The organism is Variovorax sp. FW305-3-2-15-B-LB1 (assembly GCF_058787635.1).
Genome location: NZ_JBYSZY010000089.1, coordinates 1 through 17,868, shown reverse-complemented (window position 1 = coordinate 17,868; position 17,868 = coordinate 1). Strand labels below are relative to the sequence as shown.

At 69.7% G+C, this 17,868-nt stretch carries 17 protein-coding genes; 11 read left to right on the top strand and 6 right to left on the bottom strand.

Annotated features, from left to right (window positions below):
- Positions 1-45 precede the first annotated feature (45 nt).
- Entirely contained in the window at positions 46-1,740 is a 1,695-nt protein-coding gene (locus AC3WQR_RS30510) for a hypothetical protein (protein WP_492745733.1), read from the bottom strand.
- A 135-nt stretch (positions 1,741-1,875) separates the two neighbouring features.
- Between AC3WQR_RS30510 and AC3WQR_RS30505 the strand changes: the two genes are divergently transcribed.
- The 8 genes from AC3WQR_RS30505 to AC3WQR_RS30470 are packed head-to-tail and all read left to right on the top strand — an operon-like array spanning position 1,876 to position 8,586.
- The gene (locus AC3WQR_RS30505; RefSeq protein WP_492745731.1) at positions 1,876-2,547 is read left to right on the top strand and encodes an amino acid ABC transporter permease; all 672 of its coding nucleotides are present in this window, start codon (positions 1,876-1,878) and stop codon (positions 2,545-2,547) included.
- A gap of 31 nt (positions 2,548-2,578) precedes the next feature.
- Positions 2,579-3,232: an amino acid ABC transporter permease gene (locus AC3WQR_RS30500; RefSeq protein WP_062474720.1), complete on the top strand. Its 654-nt coding sequence runs from the start codon at positions 2,579-2,581 to the stop codon at positions 3,230-3,232.
- 56 nt (positions 3,233-3,288) lie between these two features.
- Positions 3,289-4,086, top strand: coding sequence for a transporter substrate-binding domain-containing protein (locus AC3WQR_RS30495; RefSeq protein ID WP_159277491.1), 798 nt, complete (start codon positions 3,289-3,291; stop codon positions 4,084-4,086).
- A 27-nt stretch (positions 4,087-4,113) separates the two neighbouring features.
- The gene (locus tag AC3WQR_RS30490; RefSeq protein ID WP_056583293.1) at positions 4,114-4,869 is read left to right on the top strand and encodes an amino acid ABC transporter ATP-binding protein; all 756 of its coding nucleotides are present in this window, start codon (positions 4,114-4,116) and stop codon (positions 4,867-4,869) included.
- A complete protein-coding gene (locus tag AC3WQR_RS30485; protein ID WP_492745729.1) occupies positions 4,869-5,612 on the top strand; it encodes a sugar phosphate isomerase/epimerase family protein in 744 nt (247 codons plus the stop codon). Before AC3WQR_RS30490 ends, AC3WQR_RS30485 begins: the two co-directional genes overlap by 1 nt.
- Before the next feature lie 10 nt (positions 5,613-5,622).
- The gene (locus AC3WQR_RS30480) at positions 5,623-6,576 is read left to right on the top strand and encodes a sugar kinase (RefSeq protein WP_492745727.1); all 954 of its coding nucleotides are present in this window, start codon (positions 5,623-5,625) and stop codon (positions 6,574-6,576) included.
- Positions 6,576-7,556, top strand: a complete 981-nt coding sequence (locus AC3WQR_RS30475; RefSeq protein ID WP_492745725.1) for a 2-hydroxyacid dehydrogenase — start codon at positions 6,576-6,578, stop codon at positions 7,554-7,556. Before AC3WQR_RS30480 ends, AC3WQR_RS30475 begins: the two co-directional genes overlap by 1 nt.
- 1 nt (position 7,557) lies before the next feature.
- Positions 7,558-8,586: a LacI family DNA-binding transcriptional regulator gene (locus AC3WQR_RS30470; protein WP_062474737.1), complete on the top strand. Its 1,029-nt coding sequence runs from the start codon at positions 7,558-7,560 to the stop codon at positions 8,584-8,586.
- Here AC3WQR_RS30470 and AC3WQR_RS30465 read toward each other — a convergent pair.
- A complete protein-coding gene (locus AC3WQR_RS30465; protein ID WP_492745723.1) occupies positions 8,552-10,213 on the bottom strand; it encodes a GMC family oxidoreductase in 1,662 nt (553 codons plus the stop codon). The two genes, AC3WQR_RS30470 and AC3WQR_RS30465, sit on opposite strands and share 35 nt — an antisense overlap.
- A gap of 229 nt (positions 10,214-10,442) precedes the next feature.
- On the opposite strand from AC3WQR_RS30465, the gene AC3WQR_RS30460 reads away from it, so the two are divergent.
- Positions 10,443-10,943 (top strand): hypothetical protein, encoded by a 501-nt coding sequence (locus AC3WQR_RS30460; protein ID WP_492745721.1) that lies wholly within the window; start codon positions 10,443-10,445, stop codon positions 10,941-10,943.
- A gap of 78 nt (positions 10,944-11,021) precedes the next feature.
- The gene (locus tag AC3WQR_RS30455; protein ID WP_139703137.1) at positions 11,022-11,669 is read left to right on the top strand and encodes a response regulator transcription factor; all 648 of its coding nucleotides are present in this window, start codon (positions 11,022-11,024) and stop codon (positions 11,667-11,669) included.
- A gap of 16 nt (positions 11,670-11,685) precedes the next feature.
- On the opposite strand, the gene AC3WQR_RS30450 is transcribed toward AC3WQR_RS30455, so the two are convergent.
- The 3 genes from AC3WQR_RS30450 to AC3WQR_RS30440 form a co-directional block, all read right to left on the bottom strand.
- A complete protein-coding gene (locus AC3WQR_RS30450) occupies positions 11,686-12,780 on the bottom strand; it encodes an agmatine deiminase family protein (protein ID WP_492745719.1) in 1,095 nt (364 codons plus the stop codon).
- 34 nt (positions 12,781-12,814) lie between these two features.
- A complete protein-coding gene (locus AC3WQR_RS30445) occupies positions 12,815-13,978 on the bottom strand; it encodes an agmatine deiminase family protein (RefSeq protein ID WP_487849175.1) in 1,164 nt (387 codons plus the stop codon).
- A 77-nt stretch (positions 13,979-14,055) separates the two neighbouring features.
- Positions 14,056-14,949: a LysR family transcriptional regulator gene (locus AC3WQR_RS30440; protein ID WP_492745717.1), complete on the bottom strand. Its 894-nt coding sequence runs from the start codon at positions 14,947-14,949 to the stop codon at positions 14,056-14,058.
- Positions 14,950-15,047: 98 nt separating this feature from the next.
- Here AC3WQR_RS30440 and AC3WQR_RS30435 point away from each other — a divergent pair, with 98 nt between their 5' ends.
- Positions 15,048-16,115 (top strand): agmatine deiminase family protein, encoded by a 1,068-nt coding sequence (locus AC3WQR_RS30435; RefSeq protein ID WP_492745715.1) that lies wholly within the window; start codon positions 15,048-15,050, stop codon positions 16,113-16,115.
- Here AC3WQR_RS30435 and AC3WQR_RS30430 read toward each other — a convergent pair.
- On the bottom strand, positions 16,112-17,868 hold a 1,757-nt coding region (locus AC3WQR_RS30430), incomplete at its 5' end, for an ATP-binding response regulator (protein WP_492745713.1). The genes AC3WQR_RS30435 and AC3WQR_RS30430 overlap by 4 nt on opposite strands.

Here is a 17,868-nt window from a genome sequence, read left to right as displayed (position 1 = left end):
GAGCAAGGTGCCGCGTCGGCGGGAGCGTCGCCCTGAACCAACCCTTCAGTCCGCCCCCGCCCGCCACACCCGCGCCAGCGCCGCCAGCTTGCCCCGAAAGCTCAGCCGGTCGTTCGACAGCGCATCGATGAAGTCCGACAGCCGCTGCGACTTCACCATCGTGTAGATCGTGAGCCAGGTGGTGAACACGAACACCACGCCGAACCAGATCGCCTTGCGCCACAGTGGCGCATCGGCTTCGGCCAGCAGGTTCATCCCGAGGAAGCCGGTGGTGACGGTGCCGATGAGGCCGAACAGCGTGACCACCGTGAGCCGCACCACGGTGCTGGCCTGCCGGCGCAGGCTGTCGGCATCGAGGTAGGTGTTCATGTCGGCGATGCGCGACTTGACCTCGTCGTACAGCGGGTCGAGCCCGAGGTGCGCGGCGCACATGTGCGAGAGGGCGCGCACCTGTGCCTGCTCCGAAATTTCGTGGAACCAGTAGCGGTGCGTGAAGCGAAGAAAACGCTCGAAGCTCGCGCGGATGGCGCGCTTGAACTGCTTCACGCTCGGCGTGCTGCGGATGTCGAGCTTCTTGAGCGCCTCGACCAGCTGGTCCGAGAACATCAGCAGCGAGGCCTTCTGGAAATGCGCGATGAGGAACAGCAGGAAGTGCTGGTGCCTGAACTGCGCGAGCACGCCGCGGTCGCGGCAGCAGAAGAACTCGGAGCGCGCGTCGCCCACCACGACGAGGGCGTGGCCGTTGCACAGGTAGCGCGTATTGGGCGCCGCGCCCGTGTTCACCCAGAAGCGGTCGTAGCAGTACTTGTGCTCGAAGTCGGCCAGGTGGTGCTCGGCATAGGGCAGGTGGGCGTCGGCCCCGCCCGCGCCGGTGACCAGCGCGAGCCGCACGAAGTCGTCGCGCGTGAGGCGGCGCGGGTCGTCCAGCGACAGGTAGGCCATCACCGGCATGCGGTAGTACTCGATCTGGCGGTAGCGCAGCACGCCGGGGTCGTCCGAATGGTCGCTCACCAGCGGCTGCATCAGGTAGGCCCAGTGCGCGGCGATGCGCGGTGCGCGGTGCTGGGCCACGTGCGACAGGAAGGCGTCGCGCTGCTGCGCGTCGGAGGCGGCGAGCACGCGGCCGTCGGCGTCCAGCCACTCGACGCTGGCCATGCAGTGCAGGGCCGCGCCGTCGGGCTCCCAGCCCGAAGGGTAGGCGCGGCCGAAGCGGTAGAGGATGTCCTGCGCCTGCGCCAGGCTCAGGTGGTCGGTGCCGACCTCGAGGTTGAGCAGCACCACGTCGATGTCGAAGAAGAAGTACAGGTCGCAGTGAATCACGTCGAGCGTGATCGGCGCCTCGCCGGGGTGGGCCACCAGCCGCACGGACGCGATGTCGCGGCGGCGGAACACCCGCATCGGCGAGTCGCCGTCGCTGCCCGCGGCGTCGGTGCTGCCGCGCGATCGGCCTTCGCCGTACAAAAAGCGTTGCACGTAGGGCAGGAAGCTCACGAACTCGTTGTAGTGGCGCTCGTGGAAACGGCCGCTCTCGCCGGTGTATTCGTCGACCTCCTCGCGCCAGGGCGAGGCCTCGCCCAGGTCGCGCAGCACATGCCAGGGGCCGTGGTGCGTGGGCGCCGCGCCGGGCGCCGGCACCAGGCGCAAGGGCCAGAGCAGCGCCTGCCGGAAATGCTGCACGACGGGGCCGGTGGCCGGGGTGCCTGCCGGGGAAGAAGTGGGGTCCGCGTGGGGGTTCGGCATCGCGCCAGTGTAGGCAGGCGGGTAGGGCAAAACGCCCACCTAGGGGAATCCCTAGCTAGGTCTGAAACCGGTTTCATTTAAGCTGCAAGCATTCCTTTCAGGGTCTGTGCACGGCCTGGCCGTGCACGCTCCGCCATGAACTACCAGTTCCAATTCGACGCCGTCTTTGCCGCCTGGCCGCTGCTGCTCAAGGGCACGTGGATCACGGTGCAGCTCTCGCTCACCGCCACCTTGCTGGGGCTGGTGGCGGCCATCTTCTGTGCCTGGGGCAAGACCTCGGGGCCGGGCTGGCTGCGCTTCCTCGTCAATGCCTACATCGAGGTGATCCGCAACACGCCGTTCCTCGTGCAGCTGTTTTTCTTCTTCTTCGCGCTGCCGGCCATCGGCCTGCGCTGGTCGCCACAGACGGCCGCGCTGGTGGCGATGGTGGTGAACCTGGGCGCCTACGCCACGGAGATCATCCGCGCGGGCATCGAGTCGATTCCCAAGGGCCAGATCGAGGCGGGCCGCGCGCTCAACCTCAAGCCCTGGGAAATCTTCCGCTTCGTGATCATCAAGCCCGCGCTGAAGGCGATCTACCCGGCGCTCACGAGCCAGTTCATTTTGCTGATGCTGAGCTCGGCGGTGGTGTCGGTCATCTCGGCCGACGATCTGACCTCGGTGGCCGCCAACCTGCAGTCGCAGACCTTCCGCAGCTTCGAGATCTACATCGTGGTCGCGGCCATCTACCTCGCGCTGGCACTGGCCTTCTCGGCCATGTTCAAGCTGATCTACAAGCGCACGCTCAACTACCCGGACCGCCGGTAACTGACTGACCACGACGGACGGAGCACACGCCATGCGCACCTTCGGTTTTCCCGAATTCCTTTTCATCCTCGAAGCCGCCCAGTGGACGCTGGCGTTGTCGGCCATCGCCTTCGTGGGCGGCGCCATCCTGGGGCTGCTCATCGCGCTGATGCGCACGTCGGAATCGACGTGGGCGCGCGCCGTGTCGACCACCTTCATCCAGATCTTCCAGGGCACGCCGCTGCTGCTGCAGCTGTTCCTGGTGTTCTTCGGCGCGCCGGTGCTGGGGCTGGACATCAACCCGTGGGTCGCCGCAGGCGTGGCGCTGGTGCTGAACAGCGCGGCCTTCCTGGGCGAAATCTGGCGCGGCTGCATCCAGGCCATTCCGCGCGGCCAGTGGGAGGCGGCGCAGGCGCTGAACCTGCACTACGTGGCACGCATGCGCGACGTGGTGCTGCCGCAGGCCTTCAAGATCGCGCTGGCGCCCACGGTGGGCTACCTGGTGCAGATCATCAAGGGCACGTCGCTCGCGGCCATCATCGGTTTCGTCGAGGTCACGCGCGCCGGGCAGATCGTCAATAACGCCACCTTCCAGCCGCTCATCGTGTTCTCGGTGGTGGCCGCCATCTACTTCGTGATCTGCTGGCCGCTGTCGCTGCTGGCGGCGCGCATGGAGCGCAAGCGCGCCCAGGCGCTCGCACGTTGACCCTTTTCGCTTTTCCTTTCTCGTCGCTTCCTTTCTTTATTCAGGAGACACATCCAATGACCGTTACCACCACCCGCCGCGCTGCCATCGCAGCCCTGGGCCTCGGCGCCGCGCTGACCGTGTTCGCTCCCTTCGCTTCGGCACAAAGCATGGCCGACATCAAGAAGAAGGGCGAGATCACCATCGGCATGCTGGTCGACTTCCCGCCCTACGGCACCACCGACGCGAAGAACCAGCCCGACGGCTACGACGCCGACGTGGCCAAGCTGCTGGCCAAGGACTGGGGCGTCAAGGCCAACATCGTGCCGGTCACCGGCCCGAACCGCATTCCGTTCCTCTTGACCAACAAGGTCGACCTGCTGGTGGCTTCGCTGGCCGTGACGCCCGAGCGCGCCAAGCAGGTGCAGTTCTCGCAGCCCTATGCCGCTGCGACCATCGTGCTGTACGGCGCGACCAAGACCTCCATCAAGGCGGCAGGCGACCTGAAGGGCCTGCGCGTGGGCGTGGCCCGCGCCTCGACGCAAGACGTGGCCGTGACCAAGGCCGCACCGGAAGGCACCGAGATCCGCCGCTTCGACGACGACGCCTCGGCCATGCAGGCGCTGATCTCGGGCCAGGTCGATGCCATTGGCTGCTCGGTCACCGTGGCAGCGCAGATCGCCAAGCGCGTGCCGGCCAACACCTTCGAAAACAAGTTCACGCTGGTGCAGCAGTCGATGGGCATCGCGATGCGTCCGGGCCAGGAAGAGCTGCACAAGGCGGTGAACGAATTCGTGCAGAAGAACACCGCCAACGGCGAGCTGAACAAGCTCTACCAGAAGTGGCTGCAGGCCGACCTCCCGAAGATGCAATAAGCGAAAGCGCTTGAAGGAATCCCTGGCATGACGACGGAATCGATCATCCGCATGGAAGCGGTCAACAAGTGGTACGGTGAATTCCAGGTGTTGACCGGCATCGACCTGTCGGTGCGCCAGGGCGAGCGCATCGTGATCTGCGGGCCCTCGGGCTCGGGCAAGTCCACGCTCATCCGCTGCATCAACCGGCTCGAGACGGTGCAAAAAGGCCGCATCGTGGTCGATGGCATCGACCTCACCGCGGGCGGCAAGAACGTCGACGCGGTGCGTGCCGAAGTCGGCATGGTGTTCCAGCAGTTCAACCTCTTCCCGCACCTCACCATCCTGGAGAACTGCACGCTGGCGCCGATGCGCTCGCGCGGCATGACCAAGGCGCAGGCGGAAGAGGTGGCCATGAAGTACCTCACGCGCGTGCGCATTCCCGAGCAGGCGAAGAAGTACCCGAGCCAGCTCTCGGGCGGCCAGCAGCAGCGCGTGGCCATTGCGCGCGCGCTGTGCATGTCGCCCAAGATCATGCTGTTCGACGAGCCCACCTCCGCGCTCGACCCCGAGATGGTCAAGGAAGTGCTCGACACCATGATCGGCCTGGCCGAAGACGGCATGACCATGCTGTGCGTCACGCACGAAATGGGCTTTGCCCGCAGCGTGGCCGACCGCGTGATCTTCATGGCCGACGGCAAGATCGTCGAGCAGGCACCGCCGCAGGAGTTCTTCGGCAACCCCAAGGACGAGCGCACGCGCCAGTTCCTCGGGCAAATCCTCAGCTCGCACCAAGCCCACTGATGGCCTTCGAAGTCCTGATTTCTCTGTCGTCCTTCGGTGCGGCCGAGGTGGGGCGGCACGGCCAGCTCTGGTGCTCGCAACTTTCGCGCGCGGCCGGTGCCGATGCGGTGGAAGTGCGCGGCGAGATGCTGCGCGATGCCGACACCGAACTGCCCGCGCTCAATGGCCTGGCTACCGTTTACTCCAGCCCCGAGGGCCTGTGGGCCGAAGGCGGCTGGCTCGACAGCGCCGCGCTGCAACGCGGCATCGCCGCCGCCACGCGCGTGGGCGCGAAGCGGCTCAAGATGTCCATCGGCGACTTCCAGGCTTCGTCGCACGGTTCGCTCTGGGGCCTGAAGGTGGCGCTGGCCGAAACCCGCGTCGAGCTGCTGATCGAGAACGACCAGACGGTGCGCGCCGGCACGCTGGCCGCGCTGCAGGCCTTCTTCGACGTGGCCGACCGCGCCGGCGTGCCGCTGGGCATGACCTTCGACATGGGCAACTGGCACTGGCTCGGCGAGTGCCCGCTGCAGGCCGCGCAGGCACTGGGCCACCGCGTGCGCTACGTGCATTGCAAGGGCGCGCAGCGCCTGCCGCACAAATGGGTGGCGGTGCCGCTGGGCGATTCGGTCGCGCCGTGGCGCGCGGTGCTGCGCGCACTGCCGGCCGACGTGCCGCACGCCATCGAATACCCTCTGGTGGGCGACGACCTGCTGGCCGTCACCCGCACGCAGATCGACTTCATCCGCGCCGCACGGGCGTAGGGATACACACATGACGGAACCCACCGCTTTCGATGTCGCCTTGTTCGGCGAAGCCATGCTGCTGCTGGTGGCCGACCGGCCGGGCCCGCTGGAAGACGCCCAGTCGTTCCACAAGCGCACCGCCGGCGCCGAGACCAACGTGGCCATCGGCCTGTCGCGCCTGGGCCTGAAGGTGGGCTGGGCCAGCCGCCTGGGCACCGATTCGATGGGCCGCGCGCTGCTGGCCGCGATGCGCGCCGAGGGCATCGACTGCTCGCACGTGATCACCGACGCGACGCAGCGCACCGGCTTCCAGTTCAAGGGCCGCGTCACCGACGGCAGCGACCCGCCGATCGAGTACCACCGCAAGGGCTCGGCCGCCAGCCACATGGGCCCGGCCGATGTCGACGAAGCCTGGCTGCGTTCGGCGCGCCACCTGCACGCCACCGGCGTGTTCGCCGCCATCTCCGAGACCAGCCTGCAGGCCGCGCTCAAGTCGATGGACGTGATGCGCGCGGCCGGCCGCACCATCTCGTTCGACACCAACCTGCGGCCCACGCTGTGGTCGTCCACCGAAACGATGCGCCACTGGGTGAACGAACTCGCGTCGCGCGCCGACTGGGTGCTGCCCGGCATCGAAGAAGGCCTGCTGCTCACGGGCCACGACAAGCCCGAAGACGTCGCGAAGTTCTACCGTGAACGCGGCGCGAGGCTGGTCGTCGTCAAGCTCGGCGCAGCCGGCGCCTACTACGACAGCGACGTGGCCGGCACCGGCCATGTCGACGGCTTCCCGGTGAAGGAAGTGATCGACACCGTGGGCGCGGGCGACGGCTTTGCGGCCGGCGTGGTGAGCGCGTTGCTCGAAGGCCGCAGCGTGCCCGACGCGGTGCGCCGCGGCGCCTGGATCGGCGCGCGCGCCGTGCAGGTGCTCGGCGACACCGAAGGCCTGCCGACGCGGGCGCAACTCGAAGAAGCGGGACTGTGATGACCAAGAAGAACGTGCTGGTGTTCCGGGCCCTGCCCGAAGACCAGCTGGCACGGCTGCAGGCGGTGCACCACGTCACCGTGGCCGATCCGCGCAAGGCGCCCGAGGCCTTTGCCGCTGCGCTTGCCACCGCGAACGGGCTGATCGGTTCGAGCTACAACGTCGACGCCGCGCTGCTCGATGCGGCGCCGCAGCTCGAAGTGATTTCGAGCGTGTCGGTCGGCGTCGACAACTACCCGCTGGCCGAACTGCACAAGCGCGGCATCGTGCTGTGCCACACGCCCGACGTGCTCACCGAGACGGTGGCCGACACGGTGTTCGCGATCCTCATGGCCACGCAGCGGCGCGTGGTCGAGCTGTCGACGATGGTGCGCGAAGGCCGCTGGACGAAGAACATCGGCGAGGAATTCTTCGGCACCGACGTGCATGGCAAGACGCTGGGCATCCTCGGCTTTGGCCGCATCGGCCAGGCCGTGGCGCGCCGCGCCGCGCTGGGCTTCGGCATGCCGGTGCTGTACCACGCGCGCCGACCGGTCGACCTGGCCGCGCAGGCGCCCGAGCTGCAAGGCCGCGCCACGCACACGCCGCTGGACGACCTGCTCGCGCGCGCCGACATCGTGCTCGCGATGCTGCCGCTGACCGACGCCACGCGCGGCATGATCGACGCCGCTTTCTTTGCGCGCATGAAGCCGGGCGCCTCGTTCATCAACGGCGGCCGTGGTGCCACCGTGAACGAAGCCGCGCTGCTCGACGCGCTGGACCACGGCACCTTGCGCGCCGCCGGCCTCGACGTGTTCGCGAAGGAGCCGCTGCCGGCCGACTCGCCGCTGCGCACGCACCTGCGCGTCACGCCGCTGCCGCACATCGGCTCGGCCACGCACGAGACGCGCCACGCGATGGCCGCGCTGGCCACGACCAACCTGCTGCAGGTGCTGGCCGGGCAGAAGCCCACGGCACCCTACGACACCGCCGCCGCCTGACATGAAGCCCACAGGCCGCGCCACCATCGCCGACGTCGCCGAGGCCGCGGGCGTCTCGAAGGCCACCGTCTCGCGCTTTTTGAACCACCGCGAACGCCTGCTGAGCCCCGACATCGCCGCGCGCGTCGAGGCCGCCATCGCCAAGCTGGCGTACTCGCCCAGCCCGATGGCGCAGGCGCTGAGCCACGGCCGCTCGCGGCTCATCGGCCTGATCGTGGCCGACATCACCAACCCGTACTCGGTGGCCGTGCTGCGCGGCGCCGAGAAGGCCTGCCAGGACGCCGGCTACCTCGTGATGCTGTTCAACCTCGGCAACGAGAGCGAACGCGAGCGCGAGGCCATCAATGCGCTCGCGGGCTACCAGGTCGACGGCTTCATCCTCAACACGCTGGGGCGCGGCAGCAACGTGGTCGACGCGGTCACGCTGCACGGCAAGCCGGCGGTGCTGGTCGACCGCCGGCACACGGGCATGCACACCGACTTCGTCTCGCTCGACAACCACGCCGCCATGCGCGACACCTGCGGCCACCTGGTCGAGGGCGGCTACCGCGAACTGCTGTATGTCACCGAGCCGCAGAAGGGCGTGAGCTCGCGACGCGAGCGCACGGCGGCGTTCGGCGCCTGCGTGGCCGCGCACGAGCCGCGCGTGGCGGGCGAGGTCTTCGAATCGGTCGAGGGCGAGAACGACGCGCTCGACGAGGCCTTGCGTGCGCTGCGCCAGCGCGCCAAGCGCGGCCGCCGCGCGGCGGTGGTCGCGGGCAATGCCGTGGTCACGCTGCGCGTGGCGCAGGCCATGGCGCGGCTGGACTGGCGCTTCGGCGCCGACCTGGGCTTCGTGGGCTTCGACGATCCCGAATGGGCGTCGCTCATCGGTCCGGGTCTGAGCACCGTGGCGCAGCCGACCGACGAGATCGGCCGCGCGGCGGCCACCTGCCTCATCGAGCGCCTGCGTGGGCTCGACGCGGCGCCGCGTCAGCTGCTGCTGCCCGGTGAACTCATGGTGCGAGGCTCATCGACGGCACTGCCGTAGCGGATGCCGCGAAGGAGGCCGGCCCGCGCATCCAGCCGGCCGCGCGCTCCGCGATCATGATCGTCGGCGCGTTGGTGTTGCCGCCGATCAGCGTCGGCATCACCGAGGCATCGACCACGCGCAGGCCTGCGATGCCGTGCACGCGCAGCTGCGGGTCGACCACCGCCATCGCATCCACGCCCATCTTGCAGGTGCCCACCGGGTGGTAGATGGTGTCGGCGCGCGCGCGGATGTGCTGCTCGAGCTGCGCGTCGGTGTGGGCGTCGGCGGTGTAGACCTCGCGGTGGCGGTATTTTTCGAGCGCGGGCGCGCGCATGATCTCGCGCGTCTTCTTCACGCCCTGCAGCAGCAGCGCCATGTCTTCCGGGTCGGCCAGGAAGCGCGGGTCGATGCGCGGCGCGGAGTCGGGGCTGGCGTCGTTCAGCCGCACGTCGCCCCGGCCCTTGGGGCGCAGCACGCACACATGGCACGAGAAGCCGAAGCCCGCATGCAGCTTGCGCGCATGGTCGTCGGTGATCGCGATCACGAAGTGCAGTTGCAGGTCGGGCCGGCGCAGCTCGGGCGACGACTTGATGAAGGCGCCGCCTTCTGCAAAGGGCGTGGCGACCAGGCCCGTGCCGTCGCGGCGCCACTGGCCGATGGCCTTCAGCAGGTGCAGCCCGCCGACCGGGCCGATGCCGAACATGTCGGTCTGCTTCGACTTGTAGGCGACGATGAAGTCGCAGTGGTCCTGCAGGTTCTGCCCCACGCCGCGCAGCGCATGCCGCACTTCGATGCCGTGGCGCGCGAGTTCGTCGGGGTCGCCGATGCCCGAGAGCATCAGAAGCTGCGGCGAGTTGAAGGCGCCGCCGCACAGCGCCACCTCGCGGCGCACGCGAATGGTTTCGACGTTGCCGCCGCGCCGCACCTCGACGCCCACCGCGCGCCGGTCTTCGAGCACCACGCGCAGGGCCTGCGTGCCGGTCAGCACCGAGAGGTTGGGGCGCTGGTCCATCACCGGGTGCAGGTAGGCCGCAGCGGCCGAGCAGCGCTCGCCGTTCTTCGCACCGCCGTGGAACTGCGTCACCTGGTAGAGCCCCGCGCCTTCCTGCTCGGGGCCGTTGAAGTCGTCGTTGCGCGCAATGCCGCACTCGGCGGCGGCGCGCACGAAGGCCTCGGTGATGGCGCGCGGGCTTTGCTGCTCCGACACCTGCAGCGGGCCGTCGGCGCCGTGCAGCGCGCTGGCGCCGCGCTGGTTGCCTTCGGCGCGCAGGAAGTGCGGCAGCACCTCGTCGAAGCTCCAGCCGACGCAGCCTGAACGCGCCCAGTCGTCGTAGTCCTCGCGGTGGCCGCGCACGTAGAGCATGGCGTTGATCGCGCTGGAGCCGCCCAGGCAGCGCCCGCGCGGCTGGTAGCCGCGCCGCCCGTTCAGACCGGGTTGGGGCACGGTCTGGTAGGCGTAGTTGTTGATGCGCGGACGGCCCGGCAGCATCGCGACCACGGCGGCCGGCGCCCGCACGAGGATGCCGCGGCCGTCGCCGCCGGCCTCGATGAGGCAGACCGTCACCGACGGGTCCTCGCTCAGGCGCGAGGCCAGCGTGGCGCCGCCCGAGCCGCCGCCCACGATCACGTAGTCGAATTCCGCCATGGCTTCTGGTCCTTCTTGTCGTTGGATGTGAGGATGCCCGTGCGCCGATGCGCGCACCGGCATTGTGGCCAGCGACCCCGGGGTCGGGCCCCACGGGTTTCCCCTGCCGTGGGCGCCCCCAAGTGGCTTTACCGATGCTTCACCCGGCGGACAAATTGCAACGCGCAGCCCGTGGCCCAATGCGCCTTCGGAGCGCTCGACCCTGCGCCCGCCCTTCCACGCTCTGCCCATGCACCTGCTTTCAGACGCGACGATATTCACCGAGGTCCGCTTCTGGGCGCTGGTGCTGTGCTCGCTGGTGCTGCCCGCCGCGATCTTCGTCACGCTGTTCGTGCGGCGCGAGTTCTCCAAGACCACCGTGCTGGCCTTCGGCCTGCTCCTGATCGCGCTGGCGGGCGCGGACATCTTCCTGCTGCGCGCACTGGCGCGGCTGGCGCAGGCCACGCCCTCGCTGGCGGACGACCTGGTCTTCTCGTCGGAGCTGTCGATCGCGCTGTACATCTTTCCGGCGGCGTTCGGCACCATCGGGCTGAACATGGTCTCGCACGTGCTCATGCACTACCTGAAGCAGAAGGAGGCGCGGTTCGAGGCCCACCGGCAGGCACCGACATCGGCACCGCCAGGGCGCCGAGGGTCGCGCGTGCTGCGCCACCGTCGCGCGGCATCGCGCGTGTCGCCCCGGCCGGCCTCGCGCACGGCGGCGGCGCGCCGTCCGCGCGCCGACCGCTGAGGGCGATACCCGGCGGGTTTCCTCCGGCACCCACGGGGAACCGTGGGGTTCGACGCCGGTTGCCGCCAGAATCGAAGGATGCCCGCCACCATCCTGTTGATCGACGACCACGCGATGTTTCGCGAAGGCCTGTTCCTCGCGCTGCGCGAAGCCGAGCCGACGATGACCGTCGCCACGGCCCGCAACGGCGCCGAAGCGCTCGAGGCGCTCGCCACCTTGCCCCGGCTCGACGCGGTGATGACCGACTACTACCTGCCCGACCTCGGCGGCGCGGCGCTGCTGGCCGAGCTGCACCGGCGGCGCGGCGGCCTGCGCATCCTGGTGCTTTCGGCCTCCGAAGACCCGCAGGACATCGACACCGCACTGGACGCCGGCGCGCAAGGCTTCGTGCACAAGTCGGCCGACAGCCAGCAGCTCATGGACGCGCTGCGCCGCGTCATGGCGGGCGAGCAGAACGTGGTGCAGGCCTCGCCGGCGGGCGGTGCGTCGCTGCCCGTGCTGTCGACGCCCACCGACGTGCTGAGCACGCTCACGGCGCGGCAGGCCGAGGTGCTGCAGCTGTTGTGCGAAGGGCTGCGCAACGCCGAGATCGCGCTGCGCCTGGCCACCAGCGAGAAGACGATCAAGGCGCACATCTCGGCGATCTTCGGCGCGCTCGGCGTGACCAGCCGCACGCAGGCCGTGATCGCGGCGCGGCGCGCGGGGATGCTCGGGCGCCCGCGCTAGCAGTGCCGCAACACCGTCAGCGCGGCTGCTGCTGCGTCGTGCAGTGGATGCCGCCGCCGCCCGCGGCAATGGCGTCGATGTCGAGCTGCACGATCTCGCGCTTGGGGAACAGTTCGCGCAGCAGCGCGCGGGCGTTGCCGTCGGCGCGCGCATCGCCGAACTGCGGCGCAATGACGGCGCCGTTGCAGACATAGAAGTTGATGTAGCCCGCCGCGAACTCGTCCGACTCGTAGGTGCTGCGCACCGTCTCCGGGCCGCGCAGCACTTCCACGCGCAGGCGCTGGCCGCGTGCATCGGTGGCCTGGCGCAGGATCTCCAGGTGGCGCCGGGTCACGGCGTGGTCGTAGGAGTCGGGGTCGTCGTCCAGGCCCGCGACCACCACGCCCGGTGCGGCAAAGCGCGCATAGAAATCGGTGTGGCCATCGGTGATGTCGCGGCCCGCGATGCCCGGCAGCCAGATGATCTTGCGCAGGCCCAGCAGGCGCTTCAGCTCGGCCTCGCAGGCCTCCTTGCGCAGGCCGGGGTTGCGGTTGGCATTGAGCACGCAGCTCTCGGTGATGATGGCCGTGCCCGCGCCGTCGACCTCGATGCCGCCGCCTTCGAGCACGAGCCGCGTGCGCAGGCGTTGCACCTCGGCGGCGTCGGTCACGTACTCGGCCACTTCGGCGTCGCGCGCATGCGACTGCTTGTTGCCCCAGCCGTTGAAGTTGAAATCGACGCCGGCCCATTCGCCCGCGCCGTTGCGCACGAACACGGGGCCGGTGTCGCGCATCCAGAGGTCGTCCACCGGCTGCACCTCGAGCGTCACACGGTTGCCGCACAGCCGCGCCGCCAGGTCGTGCTCCTGCTCGCGCACCAGCAGGTGCACGGGCTCGAAGGCGGCGATGGTGCGGGCGATCTGCGCCAGGTGCTCGCGCGCCGGCTTCAGCAGGCGCCGCCCCCAGACCCGTTCGCTGGGGCCGAAGGACATCCAGGTGGCGCGGTGCGCGTCGCCCTCGTCGGGCATGTGCCAGGTGTCGGGTGCTGCGGCCGTGGCGACCAGGCCCAGCGAGGCCAGGGGCGCCAGGCCCATGCCGTGCAGCAGGCGGCGGCGGGTCAGGGGAAGGTGCATGTCGGTCTCCGGAATCAGGGGAGCGGGCGCGGCATCACGCCGGTTCCTGTTGCGTCGTGCAGTGGATGCCGCCGCCGCCCGCGGCGATGGCGTCGATGTCCAGCTGCACGATCTGGTGGCTGGGCAGGTGCGCGGCCAGTGCGGCGCGGGCCGCGCTGTCGGCCACGGCGTCGCCGAACTCGGGCAGGAACACCGCCTTGTCGGTGAGGAAGAAGTTGACGTAGCCGGCCGCGAACTCCTTGCGCGCAAAGGTGGGGCGCACCTGGCTCGGCGTCTTCAGCGTGACGATCTGCAGGGGGCGCCCGCGCGCATCGGTGGCGCCGGTCAGCAGCTCCAGGTGGCGGTGGGTCACGGCGTGGTCGTACGATTTCGGGTCGGTGTCCAGCGCCGCCACGACCACGCCGGGCTTGAGAAAGCGCGCATAGAAGTCGGTGTGGCCGTCGGTGATGTCGCGGCCCGCGATGCCCGGCAGCCAGATGATCTTGTCCAGCCCCAGCATGCGCTTGAGTTCGGCCTCCGCGTCGGCCTTGCTGACGCCCGGGTTGCGGTTCTTGTTGAGCACGCAGCTCTCCGTGATGATCGCCGTGCCCTGGCCGTCGACCTCGATGCCGCCGCCTTCCATCACGAGGCTGCTGCGCAGCAGCGGCACGCCCGTGAGTTCGGCCATGCGCGCGGCCACCGTGGCGTCGCGTGCATGGGCCTGCTGGTTGCCCCAGCCGTTGAAGTTGAAGCTCACGGCGGCGCGCTCGCCACGGGCGTTGCGCACGAAGACGCAGCCGGTGTCGCGCATCCAGAGGTCGTCGATGGCGTGTTCGATCAGGTGCACGTTGGAGCCGCACAGTTGGCGGGCCGTGGAAGCATCCGCGGGGTTCACCAGCATCTTGACCGGTTCGTAGACGCTGATGGCATTGGCGATGCGCGCCAACGCCTGGAACACCGGCTGGCGCATCTCGGCGGTCCAGATGGATTCGCGCGCGGCGAAGGCCATCCACACGGCGCGGTGGGCGTCGCCTTCGTCGGGCATGCGCCAGCCGGACGCAGGTGCCGGGGCGGGTGCAGGCGAAGGGGTTGGCATGGGCACGGGGAAGGGCGGCAGCATGCCGCTGCCGCTCCCACCACCGCCGCCGCCACAGGCGGTCACGAGTCCACCGAAAAGGCCCAGGCCGCCCAGGCCCAGGAGAGTGCGTCGCGTTGTCATTGGAATCAGGGTTATTACTAAGTTCTAGGAAGCCCCGGATTCTGTCGACGCCTATCTATCTACACAATTGATGTCTTTTAAAGGGATTGATCGATCTGGCTCATATCGTCAGCGTCTTCCTGCGCAAACAGCCGCAGGCTGTCGAACACCTCCCGCACCAGCGGCAGGCGTGAGGGGCCCTCGGCGCACGCGATCCAGAGGGTGCCCAGCGGCAGGCTCGGGGTGTCCGGCAACTGCCGCAATTGCCCCGTGCGCAAGGCGTCGTCGGCCAGCAGGCGCGACACCAGCGCGATGCCCCGGCCGCGCAAGGCCGCGTCGAGCACCAGGCGCGGGTCGTCGTAGATCGCGGCCTTGCGCAGGCCGCCGAAATGCGCGCGGATGAAGGGGCCGATGCGGTCGCTCGTGAGGTCTTCTTCGAGGCACAGCAGGCCGAGGTTGGCGTCTTCGTTCTGAGCGGGCGGGCCGACGGCCACGAGTTCGTCGGTGAGCAGCGGCACCTCGAACACGCCTTCCTGCCGCAGCGGCGCGCGGGTGATGGCGATGTCCACGTCGAGCTCGTCGATGAAGCGCGCGCTCTCGTCGACCGAGATGATCGGGCACAGCTCGGGGTGCGCCTGCAGCAGCCGGTCGACACGCGGCTGCAGCCAGCCGCTGGCCACGGGGGCGGGACACACCAGCGTGACGAGCCGGTCGTCCATGTAGGTCTCGATGCGGGCCAGCCCGTTGCGGATGTGCTCGAGCGACTTGCCCACGCTGTCCAGCAGCAGGCTGCCCGCCACCGTCAGCTCCACGCCGCGTCCCTTGCGCCGGAACAGCGGCTGGCCGACCTGCTGCTCCAGCTGCGAGATCTGGTGGCTGACGGCGGACTGCGAGACGAACAGCTCTTCCGCCGCGCGCGAGTAGTTGCCCAGGCGGGCCGCCGCCTCGAAGCCGATGAGGAACTTGAAAGAGGGCAGCCGGGTGTTGGACATATGAATGGGGTCGATGAGTTCAGCCAAGAAATGTCGCTTTTTCATCGAAGGAATTCAAGTCAGAGTGAGCGTCCCTGCAATTTCTTCTGAAGGACCCTTTGATTTCCAACGATTTCGACGCTCGCCGCGCCGGCCTGCGCATGCCCGCCGAATGGGAGCCGATGGCCGCCACCTGGCTGGGCTGGCCGGTGCTCGACCACCGCGAAGCCCTGTGGGGCACGCACTACGACGCGGTCTGCCGCGCGTTCGGCCTGCTGGCGCGCACCATCGCGCGCTACCAGCGCTGCATCGTGGCCGCGCATGCACCGCTGGCCGACGCGGCCCGCGCGGTCTGCGGCCCGCAGGTGCGCGTGGTGCCCATCGCGGCCGAAGACAACTGGCTGCGCGACTGCGGTCCGATCTTCCTCGTCGACGAACACCATGTCAGCCAAACGGCGGCGGGCTTCCGCTTCAACGCATGGGGCGAGAAGTACCACCCGCATGACGGCTGCCAGCGCGCCGCCGCCGACATCGCTGCGCTGGCCGGCGTGCCGCTGGTGCGTTCGGACATGGTGCTCGAAGGCGGCGCCTTCTACGTGGACGGGCAGGGCACGCTGCTCACCACCGAGAGCTGCCTGCTGCACCCCAACCGCAACCCGGGCCTGCGCAAAACGGAGATCGAGGCCGAGCTGCGGCGCATGCTGGGCGTGCAGAAGATCGTCTGGCTGCCGGGCCATGCGGCCGAGGTGGAGACCGACGGCCACATCGACGGCATCGCGTCGTTCATTGCGCCGGCCTGCATTCTTTTCAATGCGGCCGACCCCGACCAGGGCGACTACTTTCGCGCGATGCAGGAGAACCGCCGCGCGCTCGAACTGGCGACCGACGCGTGCGGCCGTCGCTTCGAGCTCCTCGACCTGCCCGTGCCGCGCGACGTGCACACCTACGGCAGCGCGCGCTTCTGCGACCTCTATTCGAACTACATCCTCGTCAACGGCGCGGTGATCTCGACCGCCTTCGGCGTGCCGCGCGATGCGCAGGCGCGCGAGGTGTTCGCGCGTGCGTTCCCAGGTCGCCGCGTCGAGCTGCTGCCCATCGATGCGATCTCGCTGGGCGGTGGCGCCGTGCACTGCTCCACACAGCAGCAGCCGATGCGGGGGAATCGCCTGGCCGTGCGCGGTTTCTAGGGCGCGATCAGCTGCGACACCGTCGCCTGCAGCTGCGCCGGGTCCACCGGCTTGTGCAGCATCTGCCAGCCGCGCGCCGCCACGTCGCTCAGGCGGCGCGGATCGGTGTCGCCGCTCACGATCAGCGCGGGAATCGCGTCGTCGTTGTATTCCTCGTGCAGGCGGTCGACCACGTCGATGCCGGTCTCCCCCGCGCGCAGGCGGTAGTCGCTGACGATGAGCGCCGGCTTGCTGGCCTGGCGCGCGGCCAGCGCCAGCAGCTCGTCGCCGCCTTCGGCCGCGATCACCCGCAGGCCCCAGCTTTCGAGCAGCAGCTGCAGGCCCAGGCGGCTTTCGCCGTCGTCCTCGGCCACGAGCACGAGGCGGCCGGTGTCGGCCGGCAGCGGCGCAGGCGGTGCCTCGGGCGCGGGCAGCGCCTGGCGCGCCAGCGGCACCGTCACCGAGAACACCGTGCCCCGGCCCACGCGCGAGCGCAGCGCCAGCTGATGGCCCAGCAGCGCGGCCGTGCGGCGCACGATGGCCAGGCCCAGGCCCAGCCCCTTGGTGCGGTCGCGCTCGGGGTTGCCGAGCTGGTGGAACTCCCAGAACACCTGCTCCTGCTCGGTGGGCGGAATGCCGGGGCCGGTGTCCCACACCTCGATGCGCAGCGCGTCGGCGCCCGCGCGGCGGCAGCCGATGAGCACGCCGCCGCGCGCCGTGTAGCGGATCGCGTTCTCCACCAGGTTGCGCAGCACGCGGTCGAGCAGCGCGGGGTCGGAATGCACCACCGCATCGCCCGCGCGCAAGCGCAGCGACAGCGCCTTGCCCGCCGCCTGCGGCGCGAATTCCAGCTGGATCTGGTCGAGCAGGCGCGCCAGCGCAAACGGGCGCGCCTTCACGCGCACCACGCCCGCGTCGAGCCGCGAGATGTTGAGCAGGCCTTCGAACAGCAGCCCCATCGCCGCGGCGGCGCGGCCGATGCTGTCGACCACGTGCCGGCTCGCCGCCGGCAGCGCCTGCCCGCGCAGCACGCCCACGAACAGGCTCAGCGCATGCACCGGCTGGCGCAGGTCGTGACTGGCGGCGGCAAGGAAGCGCGACTTGGCGAGGTCGCTGCGCTCGGCCGCGTCTTTCTCCAGGCGCAGCTGGCGCAGCAGGTAGAGGTTTTCGAAACGCAGCTCGAGCGAGTCGACCTGCGTGCGGTACATGCGCTGCGCGAAGGCCAGCGTGACGAACAGGTAGAGCACGCCGGCCGCCGACATCACGCGCAGCAGCACGTCGTCGAGCGTGGCCATCGCGAGGATCGCGGGCGCGAAGTACGTCACCTGGAAACCGTAGAGCAGGCCCAGGTCGATGCAGTAGGCGTAGATCGCGCCCGTGCCCATGGTGAGCATCGCCACCACGATGAACATCTGCTGCGGCAGCGACACCTGCAGCATCCACACCGCCAGCGGCAGCCCCCACAGCAACCCGCCGAGCACCGCACCCCCCATCGCGCCGCGCCGCCAGCGCCGCAGTGCGCCCGCATCGTGCTCGGCCTGCCGGTAGCGCGTCACCTGCCACGCGCGCGCCGCCGTCAGCACCGCGTTGGCGCCCACCCAGGCCAGCAGCTGCTCGTGCGCAACCGCGCCCCACAGCGCCACCACCACCAGCCCCGCGGTGAGCATCACGCCGAGCAGCGAGAACGGAAAGTTGCGCCGCAAGGCAGCCATGCGCGCGGCAAAGACGGGGTCGGCGGGCGTCGTGGGTGGGGTGGCGCTCATCGGTGTGTGGC

Bases quoted from the DNA above. Each gene is read 5' to 3' on its own strand.
- AC3WQR_RS30460 (WP_492745721.1), top strand. From the start codon at position 10,443: ATGCACCTGCTTTCAGACGCGACGATATTCACCGAGGTCCGCTTCTGG.
- AC3WQR_RS30475 (WP_492745725.1), top strand. From the start codon at position 6,576: ATGACCAAGAAGAACGTGCTGGTGTTCCGGGCCCTGCCCGAAGACCAG.
- AC3WQR_RS30495 (WP_159277491.1), top strand. From the start codon at position 3,289: ATGACCGTTACCACCACCCGCCGCGCTGCCATCGCAGCCCTGGGCCTC.
- AC3WQR_RS30480 (WP_492745727.1), top strand. From the start codon at position 5,623: ATGACGGAACCCACCGCTTTCGATGTCGCCTTGTTCGGCGAAGCCATG.
- AC3WQR_RS30450 (WP_492745719.1), bottom strand. From the start codon at position 12,780: ATGCACCTTCCCCTGACCCGCCGCCGCCTGCTGCACGGCATGGGCCTG.
- AC3WQR_RS30485 (WP_492745729.1), top strand. From the start codon at position 4,869: ATGGCCTTCGAAGTCCTGATTTCTCTGTCGTCCTTCGGTGCGGCCGAG.
- AC3WQR_RS30470 (WP_062474737.1), top strand. From the start codon at position 7,558: ATGAAGCCCACAGGCCGCGCCACCATCGCCGACGTCGCCGAGGCCGCG.
- AC3WQR_RS30500 (WP_062474720.1), top strand. From the start codon at position 2,579: ATGCGCACCTTCGGTTTTCCCGAATTCCTTTTCATCCTCGAAGCCGCC.
- AC3WQR_RS30465 (WP_492745723.1), bottom strand. From the start codon at position 10,213: ATGGCGGAATTCGACTACGTGATCGTGGGCGGCGGCTCGGGCGGCGCC.
- AC3WQR_RS30510 (WP_492745733.1), bottom strand. From the start codon at position 1,740: ATGCCGAACCCCCACGCGGACCCCACTTCTTCCCCGGCAGGCACCCCG.
- AC3WQR_RS30455 (WP_139703137.1), top strand. From the start codon at position 11,022: ATGCCCGCCACCATCCTGTTGATCGACGACCACGCGATGTTTCGCGAA.
- AC3WQR_RS30445 (WP_487849175.1), bottom strand. From the start codon at position 13,978: ATGACAACGCGACGCACTCTCCTGGGCCTGGGCGGCCTGGGCCTTTTC.
- AC3WQR_RS30440 (WP_492745717.1), bottom strand. From the start codon at position 14,949: ATGTCCAACACCCGGCTGCCCTCTTTCAAGTTCCTCATCGGCTTCGAG.
- AC3WQR_RS30490 (WP_056583293.1), top strand. From the start codon at position 4,114: ATGACGACGGAATCGATCATCCGCATGGAAGCGGTCAACAAGTGGTAC.
- AC3WQR_RS30505 (WP_492745731.1), top strand. From the start codon at position 1,876: ATGAACTACCAGTTCCAATTCGACGCCGTCTTTGCCGCCTGGCCGCTG.